The organism is Rhizobium sp. NXC14 (assembly GCF_002117485.1).
Classification (GTDB): Bacteria; Pseudomonadota; Alphaproteobacteria; order Rhizobiales; family Rhizobiaceae; genus Rhizobium.
The window spans coordinates 4,049,144-4,065,000 of record NZ_CP021030.1; the positions used below are offsets into that span (position 1 = coordinate 4,049,144).

Annotated in this window: 12 protein-coding genes, 1 tRNA gene, 2 rRNA genes and 1 riboswitch (1 of these 16 cut by a window edge); of the genes, 9 read left to right on the forward strand and 6 right to left on the reverse strand. The window is 60.6% G+C overall.

The genetic code is table 11. The features are described 5' to 3' along the window. Position 1 precedes the first annotated feature (1 nt). Both nrdH and NXC14_RS19770 read right to left on the reverse strand, forming a co-directional pair. Positions 2–223 carry a glutaredoxin-like protein NrdH gene (gene nrdH / locus NXC14_RS19765; protein ID WP_085779585.1) on the reverse strand — a complete coding sequence of 74 codons (222 nt, stop codon included), beginning with the start codon at positions 221–223 and terminating at the stop codon, positions 2–4. Between the two features lie 261 nt (positions 224–484). Further along, positions 485–709, reverse strand: a riboswitch (cobalamin riboswitch). Positions 710–918: 209 nt separating this feature from the next. Then, entirely contained in the window at positions 919–3,156 is a 2,238-nt protein-coding gene (locus tag NXC14_RS19770; protein ID WP_085780204.1) for a heavy metal translocating P-type ATPase, read from the reverse strand. A gap of 70 nt (positions 3,157–3,226) precedes the next feature. Here NXC14_RS19770 and NXC14_RS19775 point away from each other — a divergent pair, with 70 nt between their 5' ends. Both NXC14_RS19775 and NXC14_RS19780 read left to right on the forward strand, forming a co-directional pair. Next, positions 3,227–3,649 carry a helix-turn-helix domain-containing protein gene (locus NXC14_RS19775; protein WP_085779586.1) on the forward strand — a complete coding sequence of 141 codons (423 nt, stop codon included), beginning with the start codon at positions 3,227–3,229 and terminating at the stop codon, positions 3,647–3,649. 71 nt (positions 3,650–3,720) lie between these two features. Further along, positions 3,721–4,929, forward strand: a complete 1,209-nt coding sequence (locus NXC14_RS19780) for a TIGR03862 family flavoprotein (RefSeq protein ID WP_085779587.1) — start codon at positions 3,721–3,723, stop codon at positions 4,927–4,929. A gap of 30 nt (positions 4,930–4,959) precedes the next feature. Here NXC14_RS19780 and msrB read toward each other — a convergent pair whose 3' ends face one another. Next, complete coding sequence (gene msrB / locus NXC14_RS19785) at positions 4,960–5,445, reverse strand: peptide-methionine (R)-S-oxide reductase MsrB (RefSeq protein ID WP_085779588.1); 486 nt, start codon at positions 5,443–5,445, stop codon at positions 4,960–4,962. Between the two features lie 209 nt (positions 5,446–5,654). Between msrB and NXC14_RS19790 the strand changes: the two genes are divergently transcribed. From NXC14_RS19790 to NXC14_RS19820, 7 genes are all read left to right on the forward strand, one after another. Then, on the forward strand, positions 5,655–6,614 hold the full coding sequence (locus NXC14_RS19790) for a helix-turn-helix domain-containing protein (RefSeq protein ID WP_085779589.1): 960 nt from the start codon (positions 5,655–5,657) through the stop codon (positions 6,612–6,614). A gap of 171 nt (positions 6,615–6,785) precedes the next feature. Further along, positions 6,786–8,294: an aldehyde dehydrogenase gene (gene adh / locus NXC14_RS19795; RefSeq protein ID WP_085779590.1), complete on the forward strand. Its 1,509-nt coding sequence runs from the start codon at positions 6,786–6,788 to the stop codon at positions 8,292–8,294. A gap of 205 nt (positions 8,295–8,499) precedes the next feature. After that, positions 8,500–8,892, forward strand: coding sequence for a DUF779 domain-containing protein (locus tag NXC14_RS19800; protein ID WP_085779591.1), 393 nt, complete (start codon positions 8,500–8,502; stop codon positions 8,890–8,892). Between the two features lie 164 nt (positions 8,893–9,056). Then, entirely contained in the window at positions 9,057–9,653 is a 597-nt protein-coding gene (locus NXC14_RS19805) for a DJ-1/PfpI family protein (protein ID WP_085779592.1), read from the forward strand. 23 nt (positions 9,654–9,676) lie between these two features. After that, a complete protein-coding gene (locus NXC14_RS19810; RefSeq protein WP_085779593.1) occupies positions 9,677–10,027 on the forward strand; it encodes a ribbon-helix-helix domain-containing protein in 351 nt (116 codons plus the stop codon). 162 nt (positions 10,028–10,189) lie between these two features. Continuing rightward, positions 10,190–10,897: an SDR family NAD(P)-dependent oxidoreductase gene (locus NXC14_RS19815; RefSeq protein WP_085779594.1), complete on the forward strand. Its 708-nt coding sequence runs from the start codon at positions 10,190–10,192 to the stop codon at positions 10,895–10,897. Positions 10,898–11,059: 162 nt separating this feature from the next. Next, entirely contained in the window at positions 11,060–12,190 is a 1,131-nt protein-coding gene (locus NXC14_RS19820) for a calcium:proton antiporter (protein WP_085779595.1), read from the forward strand. A gap of 241 nt (positions 12,191–12,431) precedes the next feature. On the opposite strand, the gene NXC14_RS19825 is transcribed toward NXC14_RS19820, so the two are convergent. The 3 genes from NXC14_RS19825 to NXC14_RS19835 all read right to left on the reverse strand — a co-directional run. Continuing rightward, positions 12,432–12,508 (reverse strand) — tRNA-Met (locus NXC14_RS19825). Between the two features lie 226 nt (positions 12,509–12,734). After that, positions 12,735–12,849, reverse strand: a 5S ribosomal RNA gene (gene rrf / locus NXC14_RS19830). Between the two features lie 184 nt (positions 12,850–13,033). Further along, positions 13,034–15,857: ribosomal RNA gene (locus NXC14_RS19835) — 23S ribosomal RNA — on the reverse strand (it continues 117 nt past the right edge of the window).

A 15,857-nucleotide genomic window follows, 5' to 3' on the forward strand; every position in this document is an offset into this window, starting at 1 on the left:
GTCAGGAGAGCGCGCTGATCATGTCGGGGCGGAAGCCCGCCCAATGCTGCTCGCCGGCAACGACGACCGGAACCTGCATGTAGCCCATGCCACGCACGCGATCGAGCGCTTCGGCATCCTCGGAAATATCGACGATCTCATAATCCACGCCCAGGCGATCGAGGGCGCGGTAAGTGGCCGTGCATTGGACACAGGCCGGCTTGCTGTAAACGGTAACGCTCATCATGTTCCTCGTGAAGTCAATGAATTCAGGACGCAGGACTGGGATCGGGCGCCATGCGGCGTCCGGGGAAATGCTTGATAGTGATCTGGCAAGGTTGGCGCTTTAAACGCCTGACTTGGTCCCTCGCAGGATGTGCGCGGGCGCCGGCCTTGATGCTCTCGACATGACTTCAAACCCCGAAGTGCTCATGCGGTCGTTCGGGGCAGCGCAACAGGCGCGGATCATTCCGCTGCATGCACGCGACCTTCCGGACACCCCGCCGGTGGACGTTTCATTCAAGGCAGGTCTCCTGGCTCACGGGTCGAAGCACCTGCCCAGCCTTCCCGAGGTATCATGCCCCAGTGACCCGAAATCGGACAGTTGCTCTCCGCTCACAGTTGCGGGGGCAGCTCCGGCCTTGCCCCACCCTCATGGCGAGACGCACCGTATTCCCGTCTTAGCCCACGATCCTCACGAATCGAAGGAACCTTGAACACTAGATATAGTACGCGAATCGAAATTCACGTCAACGGATGGTTTGTGCGTTGCGTTACGGCAGGTTTGAAATTACTGCGTTCCTGTGAAAAACATGGATAATGAAGGCTTAAACAAAACGAACTGTGGAGAAGGCCTGAACGACGAGAGCCGGCCTGTAGCCGGCTCTGCGGTTTTCGATTCCGGATCGGCCCTAATCGGCGCTCCGAAGAGGAAAGGATTTATTCCTCTACGCGGAGCAGCCTGAGCGCGTTGATCGTAACCAGCACGGTGGCTCCGGTATCGGCGAGAATCGCCGGCCAGAGCCCGGTGATCCCGATGATCGTGGTCACCAGGAAGACAGCCTTCAGCCCGAGTGCAATGGTGATATTCTCGAGGATATTGCGCATCGTCCGCTGCGAAAGCGCGATCATTCGCGCCACGTCGCCAACGCGCCCGTGCAGCACGGCGGCATCGGCCGTCTCCAGCGCCACATCGGTGCCGCCGCCCATGGCGATACCGATGTCGGCGGCGGCGAGCGCCGGCGCGTCGTTGATGCCGTCGCCGACCTTGGCGACTATGAAGCCCTTGCGCTTCAATTCGCCGACGACCCGCTGCTTGTCCTCGGGCATCATCTCGCCCCGCCAGTCGATGCCGAGCATGCCGGCGACGGCTGCCGCCGTCCGCTTGTTGTCGCCGGTCAGCATCATCGCCTTGACCCCGGCCGATTTGAGCGCCGAGAGCCCGGCCCCGGCGTCCTCACGCGGCTCGTCGCGCATTGCGATCAGACCAGCCGCAACGCCATTGACGAGCAGCACCGACACACTCTTGCCCTCGTCGTTGAGCTTCGCAATACGCGCCTCCTGCTCCGCGTTGAGCGCCCCACGCTCGCGGGCGGCGGGCGGCGACAAGAGATCAACTGCCTCGCCGCCGATTTTGCCGGTGACACCCTTGCCCGGCAGCGCTTCCAGCTCGAAGGCGGGTGGCACGGGCACGCTGTCCGCCTTGGCGCGGTGGAGAATCGCCTGTGCCAGGGGATGGCTGGAGCCCTGCTCGAGCACCGCCGCGCGCGACATGAGCTGCGCCTCACCCAATCCAAAGGAAAGGATGTCGGTCACCCGAGGCTTGCCTTCCGTCAGCGTGCCCGTCTTGTCGAAGGCGACCATCGTCACCTTGCCGAGCGTCTCCAGGACCGCACCGCCCTTCATCAGCAGCCCGCGCCTCGCGCCCGCCGACAGCGAAGCCGCGATCGCCGCCGGCGTCGAGATGACGAGGGCGCAAGGGCAGCCGATCAGCAGGATGGCAAGACCCTTGTAGATCCACTCACTCCACGCGCCGCCGAAGAACAGCGGCGGAACGACCGCGACCAGCGCGGCAATGACGACCACACCCGGCGTGTAGTAGCGCGAAAACCGCTCGATGAAGCGCTCCGTCGGCGCCTTCGATTCCTGCGCTTCTTCCACCAGCTTGACGACGCGGGCGATTGTATTGTCGGCAGCAGCCGCCGTGACGCGAACCCTCAGCACCGCATCGCCATTGACCGTACCGGCATAGACCACGGCGTCGACGCCCTTGCTCGCCGGCGTGCTCTCGCCCGTCACCGGAGCCTCGTCGATCGCGCTCTCGCCTGATACGATGACGCCGTCGGCAGAGATGCGATCGCCGGGGCGAACCATGATAACCGTGCCGACGGCAAGGCTTTCAGCCGGCACCTCCCGCATCTGCCCATTGTCTTCGAGCAGCGCAGTCTTCGGCACCAGGGCCGTCAGCGACTGTATGCTTTCACGCGCCTTGCCCGCCGCCACGCCTTCGAGCAACTCGCCGACGAGAAACAGGAATACGACCGTTGCCGCTTCCTCGCCGGCATTGATGATAACAGCGCCGACGGCGGCGATCGTCATCAGCATCTCGATCGAGAACGGCGTGCCGGAGAATGCCGCCATGACAGCGCGCCGCGCGATCGGAGCCAGACCGACCAGCATGGCGACGATGAAGGCGTAGGACGCGACCGCCGGCACCAGATGGCCGACGGCATAGGCGGCAACGAGCGCCGCACCCGAAAAAATGGTCAGCCGGCCCTTCCTGCTCCGCCACCAGGGACCGGTCATCGGTGCATCGTCGTGCCCATGCGAGCCTTCGATTTCCTTCTCGTCATGGGCATGGTCGTGATCATGCCCGGCATGGTCGTGATCTCCATGGCCATGAGCGGCATGATCGTGATGATGGTGCCGGCGGTCTTCATGCCCAGGCGTCGTATTTCCGGTCAAGGGCGAAACGGAATAACCAAGGCCCGTCACCTTCTTCTCGACCGCCTTGAGATCGCTGCTGCCGTCATGCCGGATGGTCATGGTGCCTGTCACCACCGAGACTGAGACATCGGCAACGCCTGCTATGCGCCTGACTGCGATATCGATTTTGCTCGCGCAGGCGGCGCAATCCATGCCGCCGACCTTGTATCGTGTCTCGCTCGTCTCAGTCATATCCGCTTCCTTGTCAAACAGAAGCATCCCTCCTACATCCTCTAGCGACTAGAGGTGCAAGAGAAAAATCATGAAAAAGATCACAATTGGCGAGGCGGCCCGCCGGAGCGGCGTCAAGGTGCCGACGGTGCGCTATTACGAGAGCATCGGCCTGCTTGCGGCCCCGAGCCGCAGCGAAGGCAACCAGCGATCCTTCGAACCTGCCGACATCAGCCGCCTCGCTTTCATCCGCCACGCGCGCGAGCTCGGTTTCGAGATCGAGGCAATCCGCACGCTGCTCACGCTGCAGGATGATCCGAACCAGTCCTGCGCCTCGGCCGACGCCATCGCTAAGGCTCGCCTCGTTGAGGTTGAGCAGCGCATCCGCAGCCTGATGGCTTTGAAGGCCGAGCTGGAAATGATGGTGGAGGGCTGCGGCCACGGCCGCGTCGACCAGTGCCGCGTCATCGAGATTCTCGCCGACCATGGTCAATGCACGCATTCTCACCATTGACGAAACTGCACCCTTGCAGGTGAGCGGCGACCGCGCCAAAACTGCGCCGGAAGGAATCGGGCGAAGACATCATGAGCCAGAAACGGATTGCGATCATCGGTGGCGGCCCCACGGGTCTTGCGGCTGCCGATCTGCTTTCGCTCTCCGGCCATGCTGTGGCGATCTACGACGCGATGCCGACCTTCGCCCGCAAGTTCCTGCTGGCCGGCAAGTCGGGCCTCAACATCACCCATTCCGAGGATTATGCCCGTTTCGTTACGCGCTTCGGAACGGCTTCAGCCCGTCTGCGTCCCGCTCTCGACGCCTTTACTCCCGGTGATATCAGGGATTGGGCCGCAGGGCTCGGGACAGAAACTTTCGTCGGCTCGTCCGGCCGGGTTTTCCCCAAGGTGATGAAGGCTTCTCCTTTGCTGCGTGCCTGGCTCAAGCGGCTTGAAGAGCGGGGTGTTGCGTTGCGCACCCGCCATCGCTGGACCGGCCTTGTCGAAGACGGTTGCGTTTTCGAAACGCCGGAAGGGCGTAGCATCGTCCATTGCGACGCCGCCCTGCTGGCGCTTGGCGGCGCAAGTTGGCCGCGCCTTGGCTCGGATGCCGCCTGGCTGCCCTGGTTGGCCGAGAGGGGCGTCGAGATCGCTGCTTTCCGGCCCGCCAATTGTGGCTTCGTCGTCGACTGGAGCGCCGGCTTCAGCGCGCGTTTCGCCGGCGAGCCCGTCAAGTCGGTCACCGCCACATCCGAAGCCGGCACCTTTCCCGGCGAGTTCGTCATCACCGGCAGCGGCATCGAAGGCAGCTTGGTCTACGCCCATGCGGCCAGCCTCCGCGACCGGCTGCTGCACCACGGCAGCGCTGCCCTGACGCTCGACCTCGCCCCAGGCCGGACGATCGAAAGGCTGGCGCGCGATCTGACGCGGCAGGACGCCAAGTCGAGCTTTTCAAACCGCCTGCGCAAGGGTGCCGGGCTTGAAGGCGTCAAGGCGGCATTGCTGCGCGAACTCGCGCCGGACCGCGACCGAGCCGATCCCGAACGTCTCGCCGGCGTGATCAAGGCTCTGCCGGTGCCGGTTCTGGATACAAAGCCGATTGCCGAGGCGATCTCCTCTGCAGGTGGCATCCGCTGGACCAGCATCGACGAAGACTTCATGCTGAAGGCGCTGCCGGGCACCTTCGTCGCCGGTGAGATGCTCGACTGGGAGGCGCCGACCGGCGGCTATCTCCTTACCGCCTGCCTTGCGACCGGCAGGGCAGCCGCGCGCGGCATCGAGGCTTGGTTGCGGCGCTAGAACAGAATCGGGACAACAGCTGTTCCCCGATCAGGCCGAGGCCGGATGAAACGTCAAGGCAAGACCGTTCATGCAGTAGCGAAGCCCGGCCGGTTTCGGGCCGTCATCAAAGACATGACCGAGATAGCCGCCGCAACGGCTGCAATGCACAGCGGTCCGCGTCATGCCTAAGCTGGTGTCGCGCTCCGTGCCGACGGCGTCTTTAAGAGGCGCCCAGAAGCTCGGCCAGCCGGTGCCGCTGTCGAATTTGGTCGCCGAGGAAAACAGATTCTGGTCGCAGCCGGCGCAGGCGAACTTGCCGTTCCGCTCCTCGTGCAGCAAGACGCTGGTGAAGGGAGACTCCGTCCCCGCCTGGCGCAGGACGGCATACTGATCCGGCGTCAGCAGCTTGCGCCATTCCGCCTCGCTGTGCGTCACCGCGAAGGTCTCGCCGGCGATCGCCTCACCGATCAGGCCCAAGCGAACTGCCATCGCTCCGAAAGCGGCGCCCATCAGCAACAATCGTCTGTTCAACATGGTCAATTCTCCTCGCCGGCAAACTTCGTTTCTGCACAGAACTACGGACAGGAGCAGTCTTTTGTTACAACGAAGACGGCACGAACACCGAAATGTGAATTCAGTCCTTTCGTCGGGAAGAGTCGGGGATTGAGGACCGCCAAGTGCGGGCTGATTGCAAACCCGCGGCTTTTCCACCAGACTGCGCTGAATTTCGGTGGGAGGAGCCGATGCACGAACACTCTGCACATGCCGAGCACGTCTACTCGTCGGCCCAACGCGACTCCGCCGCCGCCAGTTCTCCGGTGGTCGCCTCCTGGCGGCGGTGCATGACGATGCACCAGCTCGCACCCGAGGACGAACGGGCGCCGCTGCGCCTGACCGACGAGGAGTTCCGGCGCGCCCGCGAGCAGTCCGGGCAGCTGATTGCCAGCGCGACGGAAGAGCTCGATCGTCTCTTCAGCACCGTCGGCAAGGCCGGCTGTTGCCTGCTTCTGACGGACAGGAACGGCATTGCGCTGGAGCGCCGCGGGGCTGCCGGCGACGACAAGGAATTTCACGAACTCGGCCTCTGGACCGGCTCAATCTGGACCGAGGCGAGCATCGGCACCAACGGCATCGGCACGGCGCTCGCCGATGAACGCGCCGTCGCCATTTTCCGCGATCAGCATTTCTTCTGCGCAAATACCATCCTCAGCTGCACGACGGCGCCGATCCGCGATCACCGTGGCCGGTTGGCCGCGGCGCTTGATATCTCTACCTGCCGCAACGACGTAAACGAGATGACCTTGGCGATCCTGACGCAGACCGTGCGCGATGCGGCCATGCGCATTGAACTCAATCTCTTTCGTTCGGCCTTTGCAGGCGCCCGTTTCCTGATGGTCCCGAGCCCCGCCAATTCCGCCGCCGCTCTGCTCGCTGTCGACCGGCACGACCTCGTGCTCGGCGCAACCCGCGCCGCCCGCATCGCGCTGCAACTGGACGACAGGCGGATCGCCACCGGCATCCCTGCCGCCGATGCCCTGCATGAGGCTGGGGTCTCGCAGCAGGAGGAGATCATCGAAGCCGAGAAGGCAGCCTTGCTGCGCGCGCTGTCGCGCACTAGCGGTAACGTTTCGCAGGCAGCCGCAGCACTGGGGATCAGTCGCGCCACTCTGCACCGAAAGATGAAGAAGTTCGACCTTCACTGAGCACGTCCACGAAGGTTCCATCGACATGCGGTAATCACGACACGATCCTGTCGCATCCCTGCGACAGTGTGCACTGCGATATGGATGACATGCTCTGTTCCGGCCGCTGAAACATGCGCATTTTCCTCACACTGGTTCGCTTGGGAACCTGGACCATCAAGGGAGGATGACATGCTTCATCAGAAAATCGTAGAATCGCCATTCAAGCTGAAATACGGCAACTATATCGGCGGCGAATGGCGCGAGCCGGTCGAAGGCAGATACTTTGAAAACGTGACGCCGGTCACAGGCGGCAAACTCTGCGACATCCCGCGCTCCGATGAAAAGGACATCAATCTCGCGCTCGACGCGGCCCATGCGGCCAAGGAAAAATGGGGCCGGACTTCGGCTGCCGAGCGCTCCAATATCCTCATGAAGATCGCCCAGCGCATGGAGGACAAGCTGGAACTGCTCGCCCAGGCCGAAACCTGGGACAACGGCAAGCCCATCCGCGAAACCATGGCGGCCGACATTCCGCTGGCGATCGACCACTTCCGCTACTTCGCCTCTTGCATCCGCGCCCAGGAAGGTTCGATCGGCGAGATCGACCATGATACCGTCGCCTATCACTTCCACGAGCCGCTCGGCGTCGTCGGCCAGATCATTCCCTGGAACTTCCCGATCCTCATGGCGACGTGGAAGCTGGCGCCGGCACTTGCCGCCGGCAACTGCGTCGTGCTGAAGCCAGCCGAACAGACCCCCGCTTCGATCCTGCTCTGGGCCGAACTCGTCGGCGACCTCCTGCCGCCCGGCGTGCTCAACATCGTCAACGGCTTCGGTATCGAGGCCGGCAAGCCGCTCGCGACCAGTCCCCGCATCGCCAAGATCGCCTTTACCGGCGAAACGACAACCGGTCGGCTCATCATGCAATATGCCAGCCAGAACCTCATTCCGGTCACTCTGGAACTCGGCGGCAAATCCCCGAACATCTTCTTCGCCGATGTGATGGCCGACGACGACGATTTCCTCGACAAGGCGCTCGAGGGCTTTGCGATGTTCGCCCTCAACCAGGGCGAAGTCTGCACCTGCCCCAGCCGCGCCCTCGTCCAGGAATCGATCTACGACCGCTTCATGGAAAAGGCGGTCAAACGCGTCGAGGCGATCAAACAGGGCAACCCGCTCGATCCGGAAACGATGATCGGCGCCCAGGCATCGACGGAGCAGCTTGAGAAGATCCTCGCCTATCTCGACATCGGTAAGCAGGAAGGCGCCCAGGTTCTGGCCGGCGGCTCGCGCAACGATCTCGGCGGCGAATTGGCGAACGGCTATTACGTCAAGCCGACGATCTTCAAGGGCCACAACAAGATGCGGGTGTTCCAAGAGGAGATCTTCGGACCTGTGGTCTCGGTCGCAACCTTCAAGGATGAGAAGGAGGCGCTCGAAATCGCCAACGACACGCTCTACGGTCTCGGCGCCGGCGTCTGGAGCCGCGACGCCAATCGCTGCTACCGTTTCGGCCGCGAGATCCAGGCGGGCCGCGTCTGGACCAACTGCTACCATGCCTACCCCGCCCACGCCGCCTTCGGCGGCTACAAGCAATCCGGCATCGGTCGCGAAACTCACAAAATGATGCTCGAGCATTACCAGCAGACCAAGAATATCCTGGTCAGCTACAGCCCGAAGGCGCTCGGTTTCTTCTGAGATGTTTTCATATGGAGAGGTTCAAAACCCCTCCCCACAAGGGGGAGCGGCTTATGATGCCGCTCCACCAGCTTTCCCTACCGAAGTCTCAGCAAGGCGATACATCGCTTTTAGAACGAGGCAGTTCAACAAGTTAAGTCCCTCCCCCTTGTGGGGAGGGGTCGGGGAGGGTTTCTTTCTTCCCCAAACTTTAGGAGGAAGAACCATGGAAACGACCGTCGACGGCGAACCGCGTGTTCTCGCAACCGATGCGGCCCTTGATCTGATTGCAGAAATCAAGCGGGACCATCCCGATATCCTCTTCCACCAGTCCGGCGGCTGCTGCGACGGCTCTTCACCGATGTGTTATCCTGCCAATGAATTCATGGTCGGCGACAGCGACGTCAAGCTCGGCGAGATCGGCGGCGTGCCGGTCTATATCAGCGCCAGCCAGTTCGAGGCATGGAAACACACGCAGCTCATCATCGACGTCGTGCCGGGCCGCGGCGGCATGTTCTCGCTCGACAACGGCCGCGAGAAACGCTTTCTCACCCGTTCCCGTCTCTTCGGCGGCGGCGAGGCCTGTGCCGTCCCGGATGCGACGGTCAGGACGGTGTGACATCTGCCGCCCGACAGATGCAACGGTTTACACACGGGAGAGGGTCTGAGAACTCGCGATGCTCACCCAGGTTCCGGCCGAGAATTTCGCCTGTAGTATTCCCATAGTACCTGCTGCTCGGCGGTCTTTGTTAATCTTCGCCTGTTGGTTCCAAGGAGGATGCGATGCCAGCTTCTAAGATCCTGATGATCACGGGTGACTTCACCGAAGATTATGAAACGATGGTGCCGTTTCAAACGCTGCTCGCCTGCGGCTATACGGTCGACGCCGTCTGCCCCGGCAAGAAGGCGGGTGAGACTGTCGCCACTGCCATTCACGATTTCGAGGGCGATCAGACCTACTCGGAAAAACGAGGTCATAATTTCGCGCTGAACGCCACTTTCGACAGCGTGCGGGCGGAGGATTACGATGCCCTGGTCATCCCCGGCGGTCGCGCGCCGGAATATCTTCGCCTCAATGCCAACGTCATCAAATCGGTCCGGCATTTCTTCGATGCCGGAAAACCCGTTGCAGCCATCTGCCATGGCGCGCAGCTGCTTGCCGCCGCCGGCGTGCTGAAGGGCCGCACCTGCTCGGCCTATCCCGCCTGCCGGCCGGAAGTCGAACTTGCCGGCGGCATTTACGCAGATATTTCAATTACCGATGCGATCTCGGACGGCAACTTGGTCACGGCGCCGGCATGGCCGGCGCATCCCTCCTGGCTGCGGCAGTTCATGGCCGTACTCGATGCCTCGTCAATACCCGAGACCAACGCCGCTTGACGAGGCGGCACGGAGAGGACGACATGTGTGAGCTCTTCATCAAGGCGAATGCGCGGCTGTGGGAAAGCACCACCCGATCGCTGCGCATCGACGGCATGGTCACCAGCGTGAGGCTGGAGAACTTCTTTTGGTCGAAGCTCGAGGAAATTGCGCGGCGCGACGGCATGAACGTCGTGCAGTTGATTACCCGGCTGCACCATGAATCGATCGATGCCGGCCATGATCTCGGAAACTTCACGTCCTTCCTGCGCGTCTGCTGCGCTCGCTATCTCGACCTGCAGCTCACCGGTGACATCCCGGCAGATGTCACCCGCCCGATCTCCGAGTTGGATGCGCCGGACATTCTCGGCCGCGAACGGGAAAAATATCACTGAATCCCAACGCGACGGAGCTGGATGATTACGGGCGGAGCTCACTGCTCCGCCAACGTTCTCAATATACCTGACTGGCGCGGTTGCGCAGGGGTTGCGTTGCGGCGCAGCCTGGACCAACAATGCGCGGCGTCCAGCAACGGCACCGTCAGGAGATCACTTGCCATGAACGACCAGAAAGCCGTGATCGTCACGGGAGCCGGCGGCAACCTCGGCAGCGCCGTTGTCCGGGAGCTTGCCGGCGCCGGCGTGAAACTCGTCTGCATGAACCGTTCGAGCCAGGAGCTGGAAACTTTGGCCGGCGAGCTTCCCGCGTCCACCGAGTTTCTATCGATTGCCGGAACGGATCTCACCGATTACGCCTCCTGCGCTGCCGCCGTCGCCCGAGCCGTTAAGCGCTTCGGCGGCGTCGGCGCACTGGTCAACACCGTTGGCGGGTTTCAGACGGGGGCGGTCGGGCCGGAAGCCCCGGCGCAATGGGATACGATGATGACGGCAAACGCCCGCACCGCGCTGACGATCAGCGCGGCGGTTCTCCCGACGATGAAGGCTGCCGGCTACGGCCGCATCGTACACGTCGCTGCGATGCCCGGCCTGAAGGCCGGTCCTAACCAGGCCGCCTATGCAGCCTCGAAAGCGGCCGTCATCCGGCTGACAGAAGCGCTTGCTGCCGAGTGCCGCGACGACCGCATCACCGCCAACTGCATTCTGCCTGGCACGATCGATACCCCCGAGAATCGTGCTGCCATGCCCATTGCAAAAACCGACGCCTGGGTATCGCCGCAGTCGATCGCCCGGCTCATCGCCTTCCTGATATCGCCCGCCGCAGCCGTCGTTACCGGCGCAGCGATTCCGGCCACCGGCCGCGAATAGGCAAGCTGTGCGCATTTGAATGGTCACGGCTATCTGGCCTGGAGCACGGTCCTTTTGCTATTGTGGGCCGACGACAAATGAACGACCTTTATCTCAGGATCGGGCAGGCCATGGTGTCAATGATCGCATTGCTGCGGCATCTGCCGGATCACGGTGGTTGCGATGGCTGACGGACCGGCATTGGCCACCGGCGCAACCGATCTGATGCGCGAGGAATGGTTCCTGGGCGTCAGCATCGCGACGAGTTTGACGTTCCTTGTTTTCCAGGACGACCTCTTCAGCCGACTTTCCGATCCGCTTTGGTTCGCCGTCGTTTTCGGCTGGCTGTTTGCCGTCGTTCTCGGCTCCGCCCTGTCTGTTGTGCGGCATGCGGATCATCTGGCCGAGCGGCTGAAGGAGCCATACGGCACGCTCATTCTGACGCTTGCCATAACCTCGATCGAAGTCATGGCGATCTCCGCCGTGATGATTCACGGCGAGAACAATCCCACGCTTGCGCGCGACACCTTGTTTGCGGTCGTCATGATCATCCTGAACGGCATGGTCGGCCTGTCGTTGCTCCTAGGTGCATGGCGGCGGCCGGAGCAACAGCATAACCTCCAGGGCGCCAACGCCTATCTCGGTGTCATCGTACCCTTGGCCACGCTCAGCCTGGTGATGCCGACATTTCTTTCCGGCCCGGACGGACAGCACCCGTCGGCACCACGGCAATTGATCCTCGGCATACTCTCCGTCGGTCTTTATGCCACGTTTCTGTTTCTGCAAGCCGGCCGCCATCAGGACTACTTCACCGACGGCAGCAATCGCCGCGAACCTCTTGGCGAAGCTGCGCTTCACCACCCGCCGGTTTGGCCTCACGCACTATTGCTGTTCGCCTACATGGGACCAGTGGTCTTCTTGGTCGAACAACTCGCGCGGCCGATCGATTACATCATCGAAACCCTGCATGCTCCAACCGCGTTTGGCGGTGTCGTCATGGCCATTCTTGTCGCGACCCCCGAGGCAATCAGCGCCGTACGCGCATCCATCGCCAACAATCTTCAACGCTCCGTTAATATTTTTCTCGGGTCGGTTTTATCGACGATCGGGCTGACCGTGCCGGCGATGCTCGGCATCAACCGCCTTTACGGACACCCGGTAACACTCGGACTGGAGCATGGAGATCTCGTGATGCTGCTGCTCACTCTTGCCGTCAGCATCATCACCTTTGCCAGCGGTCGCACGCATCTGATGCAGGGTGCGGTCCATCTCGTGCTTTTTCTGGCCTACGTCCTGTTGATTTTCCAGCAATGATATCCGGCATGCGGGAACAGACCGGCGAAGATGAAGTCTTTGCGCCGGCGATAGCTGATTGTAATGTTGCGGGAGATAAAGGGTACTTTGATTGCGGGCGAAGGATCTGGGTTTTCTGTCTCGCGGCGTCGGCTTCGCCTGCTTGCGGGCCACTGACTCGGCGTTAACTCCTCGACCCGCTGCCAGAAACGCAAACCCCGCGATGAGGCGGGCTTTTTGCGTGTTGTGTTTATGGAAGGTTTGGTTGCGGGGGCAGGATTTGAACCTGCGGCCTTCAGGTTATGAGCCTGACGAGCTACCGGGCTGCTCCACCCCGCGTTATTTTATTCCGGACTGTCTGAGCCCGGGAGCGATGTCAGGCGTAGCCTGACGAGGTGAGGCCGTTAAGAGATCGATCCGGTGGATCGATCTTAGGCCGAACGGGCTGCTCCACCCCGCGGAATGATTATAACACGAAAGGCCGCTTGTGAGCGGCCCTTTGTTTCGGCTTTGGGCCGTTGGCTTGTGATTGAGAAGATTTTATCAACTGAGTTGCGTTTGGCAGACCTGGCAGCGACCTACTCTCCCGCGTCTTAAGACGAAGTACCATGGGCGCAGGGGCGTTTCACGGCCGTGTTCGGAAAGGGAACGGGTGCAGCCACCCCGCCATAACCACCAGGTCGGCAAAGCGCAACTTTTGATGAGAAGCTGGGGATGAGGCAGTAGGCAGTTGCCATTAGGCAATAGCGCTATTGTCATCGTTTTTTTGAACACGTCTTTGAAGCGAATGAGGAGTGGCTATTGCCGACTGCCTATTCCTTTCTGGCATCATCAGCCTTTGGCTGATGAGCATGAACAATGAGAACGATCAAGCCGATCGAGCTATTAGTACCGGTAAGCTTCATGCGTTGCCGCACTTCCACACCCGGCCTATCAACGTGGTCGTCTTCCACGGCTCTGATAGGGAACACTCGTTTTCAGGTGGGTTTCCCGCTTAGATGCCTTCAGCGGTTATCCCGTCCATATATAGCTACCCTGCTATGCCCTTGGCAGGACAACAGGTCCACCAGAGATATGTCCATCCCGGTCCTCTCGTACTAGGGACAGATCCTGTCAATATTCCTACACCCACGGCAGATAGGGACCGAACTGTCTCACGACGTTCTGAACCCAGCTCACGTACCGCTTTAATTGGCGAACAGCCAAACCCTTGGGACCTGCTCCAGCCCCAGGATGCGATGAGCCGACATCGAGGTGCCAAACAACCCCGTCGATATGGACTCTTGGGGGTCATCAGCCTGTTATCCCCGGCGTACCTTTTATCCGTTGAGCGATGGCCCTTCCACGCGGGACCACCGGATCACTATGACCGACTTTCGTCTCTGCTCGACTTGTCAGTCTCGCAGTCAGGCGGGCTTATGCCATTGCACTCGACGACCGATTTCCGACCGGTCTGAGCCCACCATCGCGCGCCTCCGTTACTCTTTCGGAGGCGACCGCCCCAGTCAAACTACCCACCATACACTGTCCCGGACCCGGATGACGGGCCGCGGTTAGACATCCATGACGATAAGGGTGGTATTTCAAGGATGGCTCCACGGAAACTGGCGTCCCCGCTTCAAAGCCTACCACCTATCCTACACATGCCGACACGAATGCCAGTGTAAAGCTATAGTAAAGGTGCACGGGGTCTTTCCGTCTGACCGCAGGAACCCCGCATCTTCACGGGGAATTCAATTTCACTGAGTCTATGTTGGAGACAGCGGGGAAGTCGTTACGCCATTCGTGCAGGTCGGAACTTACCCGACAAGGAATTTCGCTACCTTAGGACCGTTATAGTTACGGCCGCCGTTTACTGGGGCTTCGATTCAAAGCTTGCACCTCTCCTCTTAACCTTCCAGCACCGGGCAGGCGTCAGACCCTATACGTCGTCTTGCGACTTCGCAGAGCCCTGTGTTTTTGATAAACAGTCGCTACCCCCTGGTCTGTGCCACCCCATCATAGTTGCCTAAAATGGGGTCACGCTTCTTCCGAAGTTACGCGTGCAATTTGCCGAGTTCCTTCAACATAGTTCTCTCAAGCGCCTTGGTATACTCTACCTGACCACCTGTGTCGGTTTCGGGTACGGTCTATACGGTGGAGCTATTTCCTGGAACCGCTCCGCTGCCCTGATAATCCAATAAACCAGAACAACTTGTGCAATCCGTCACTACCACCAGGCCCACGAATATTAACGTGGTTCCCATCGACTACGCGTGTCCGCCTCGTCTTAGGGGCCGGCTAACCCTGCTCAGATTAACTTTAAGCAGGAACCCTTGGTCTTTCGGCGAGAGGGTCTCTCACCCTCTTTATCGTTACTCATGTCAACATTCGCACTTCCGATACCTCCAGGAGCCCTCACGGGTCTCCCTTCATCAGCTTACGGAACGCTCCGCTACCACGTGTATTGCTACACATCCTCAGCTTCGGTGCATGGCTTCAGCCCCGTTACATTTTCGGCGCAAAGACCCTTATTTAGACCAGTGAGCTGTTACGCTTTCTTTAAATGATGGCTGCTTCTAAGCCAACATCCTGGTTGTTTTGGGATCCTCACATCCTTTCCCACTTAGCCATGACTTGGGGACCTTAGCTGGAGGTTAGGGTTGTTGCCCTTTTCACGACGGACGTTAGCACCCGCCGTGTGTCTGCCGAGTAGTACTCCCCGGTATTCGGAGTTTGGTTAGGATCAGTAAGACGGTGAGTCCCCATAGCCCATCCAGTGCTCTACCCCCGGGGGTATTCGCTCGACGCTCTACCTAAATAGATTTCGCGGAGAACCAGCTATTTCCGAGTTTGATTGGCCTTTCACCCCTAGCCACAAGTCATCCCAATCTATTGCAACAGATGCGGGTTCGGTCCTCCAGTTGGTGTTACCCAACCTTCAACCTGCTCATGGCTAGATCACTCGGTTTCGGGTCTAATGCAACAAACTATATCGCCCTGTTCAGACTCGCTTTCGCTGCGCCTACACCTACCGGCTTAAGCTTGCTTGTTACACTAAGTCGTTGACCCATTATACAAAAGGTACGCCGTCACCCTTGCGGGCTCCGACTGTTTGTAGGCATCCGGTTTCAGGTTCTATTTCACTCCCCTTGTCGGGGTGCTTTTCACCTTTCCCTCACGGTACTTGTTCGCTATCGGTCATGCACGAGTACTTAGGCTTGGAGAGTGGTCTCCCCATGTTCAGACAGGATTTCTCGTGTCCCGCCCTACTCTAGGACAATCGTGATATCTACGCGTACGGGGCTGTCACCCACTACGGCCGCACTTTCCAGAGCGTTCCACTTTAATCACAATTGCCACTGGCCTGGTCCGCGTTCGCTCGCCACTACTTGCGGAGTCTCGGTTGATGTCCTTTCCTGCAGGTACTTAGATGTTTCAGTTCCCTGCGTTCGCTTCTTACACCCTATGTATTCAGGTGCAGATACCTTATCACAATGCTTGGAAACCATTCGGGTTTTCACTCACGCTTGTTCTGCACTTCGTGCAGCGCTGCGTGGGCGCGCCGGACGACCGGCGACGCGCTCTGCGCTGTATCGGGAAGTTCCCTTACAGGCCAGAGGCCGTCGGCGATCGTTCGCCGTAACGTCGGGTCGAAGACCCGACAACCAGAATGATTTTCCAAGCATTTAAGGTGGGTTGCCCCATT